General features: G+C 48.5%; 2 protein-coding genes. Both read left to right on the top strand.

Translation table 11 applies throughout. The features are described from left to right. Positions 1–446: 446 nt before the first annotated feature. Positions 447–824: a hypothetical protein gene (locus R7F67_RS24655; protein WP_001125904.1), complete on the top strand. Its 378-nt coding sequence runs from the start codon at positions 447–449 to the stop codon at positions 822–824. Then, positions 817–1,098, top strand: a complete 282-nt coding sequence (locus tag R7F67_RS24660) for a hypothetical protein (RefSeq protein ID WP_000044823.1) — start codon at positions 817–819, stop codon at positions 1,096–1,098. Before R7F67_RS24655 ends, R7F67_RS24660 begins: the two co-directional genes overlap by 8 nt. Positions 1,099–1,136: the final 38 nt, after the last annotated feature.

Here is a 1,136-nt window from a genome sequence, read left to right on the forward strand (position 1 = left end):
GACGTCTTGATAAAGTCGGGGCAACCGGACATTGCCCGGTCGCTGAAGTCCTGACGTTTCGCCAGCGGCCATTTCATGAACGCCGCGAGCGGGATGCGATTATTCGTGTTAGTATTGCCTTGCAGCATAACAAAGCTCCTTAATTGCTTGATTGTGTTGTAAGGGCTGCAACGAAGGTCGAAGTACGATGCGGCCCTTATTTAGGATCATTACAGCATCATAAAATAATATCAAGGGACAATAAAACGATACCAAGAAACAAAACTTTCACATGTGAAAGTCTCCCCGCTGTCCACCTCGCACACTCCAAACGCCCAAATAACTTGTCTATCTGCCCAAAATGGGCGCGTAAGCGTCCGATAGAAAGTAATTGTTAGTGAGATATTGACTACACGGAATATGGCTATATCATAGAATCATAAAATGATACTGTAAAAGTGATATGTATGCCAAAGCAAGCAAATCATCTCCGTTTGAAGAAACCTTGCGCCAACTGTCCATTCCGGAAGGAGGGCGCTATCGAGCTGGCCCCTGGGCGATTAGAAGGCATCATCAACGACATCGTTGAAAACGACATGACGACGTTTCATTGCCACAAGACCGTGCACTCAAAGTCAGGTGGTGAATGGGATGAAGAGGGTAACTATGCACCTTCGGGACAAGAGTCGATGTGTGCCGGTGCTGCGGCTTACTTGATGAAAATAGGCAGGCCGACAGTGGCTATGCGAATTGCCTTTGCGTTTGGTGATGCAAAGGTGTCCGACTGGGACGAAGCTCAAGAGCTGGTTGTCGAGCCTTTGGTACAAGGGGACCGAAATGAGTAAGCGATATGCGGTAGTGCCGCATCCGAAACTGAAACGAGAGTACAAAGGTCGGCTGGTCAGAACTACTCGGGTACTAAAAAACGGCTGGGGGTTGATCCCTCTAGGGGCTGTGGCAACGGTCACGCATCAGTCTCCCAAGGGATCAGAACTGACCTTTGAACCATGCGACTGCTGCGGCCTGAAAGCCATTATCAGTCATGTAAGCATGGACTCCATTGAATTTATCGAACCGATTACTGAGGAAGAAGATGGACGAGAACAAGCTCAACATTGAAACGGTCGATGGGCACAACGAGCTGGTAGTCAGCTTTT

Origin of the sequence: Vibrio sp. YT-17 (assembly GCF_033337375.1) — a bacterium.
Classification (GTDB): Bacteria; Pseudomonadota; Gammaproteobacteria; order Enterobacterales; family Vibrionaceae; genus Vibrio; species Vibrio alginolyticus.

Bases quoted from the DNA above. Each gene is read 5' to 3' on its own strand.
- R7F67_RS24655 (WP_001125904.1), top strand. From the start codon at position 447: ATGCCAAAGCAAGCAAATCATCTCCGTTTGAAGAAACCTTGCGCCAAC.
- R7F67_RS24660 (WP_000044823.1), top strand. From the start codon at position 817: ATGAGTAAGCGATATGCGGTAGTGCCGCATCCGAAACTGAAACGAGAG.